This is a genomic window from Kitasatospora sp. MBT63, assembly GCF_000710465.2.
Taxonomy (GTDB): domain Bacteria; phylum Actinomycetota; class Actinomycetes; order Streptomycetales; family Streptomycetaceae; genus Kitasatospora.
The window spans coordinates 1-469 of the sequence record NZ_JAIZ01000552.1; the positions used below are offsets into that span (position 1 = coordinate 1).

Here is a 469-nt window from a genome sequence, read left to right on the forward strand (position 1 = left end):
GGCGGGGTGATCATGTTCACCGACACCAAGCACGGCGCCGACCGCCTGGTGGAGGAACTGCTCGCGAACGGGGTGAAGGCCGCCGCCCTGCACGGCGGCAAGTCCCAGCCGCAGCGCACCCGCACCCTGGAGCAGTTCCGCACCGGCCAGGTCACCGCGCTCGTCGCGACCAACGTAGCCGCGCGGGGCATCCACGTCGACGGGCTCGACCTGGTCGTCAACCTGGACCCGCCGGCCGACCACAAGGACTACCTTCACCGCGGCGGGCGCACCGCCCGGGCCGGCGAGTCCGGCACCGTCGTCACCCTCGTCCTGCCGAACCAGCGCCGCGAGATGGCCCGCATGATGACCACCGCCGGGATCACCCCCGTCACCACCCGGGTCAGCGCCGGGGACGAGGAGCTGGCCCGCATCACCGGCGCCCGCGTGCCCACCGGCATCCCCACCGTGATCGCCAACCCGGTCGTCG

Annotated in this window: 1 protein-coding gene; it reads left to right on the forward strand. The window is 73.6% G+C overall.

Annotation, left to right across the window (positions count from 1 at the left end; genetic code table 11):
• Positions 1 to 469: C-terminal helicase domain-containing protein (locus tag AA75_RS29180; protein ID WP_033823284.1), on the forward strand; the 469-nt coding region annotated here is incomplete at both ends.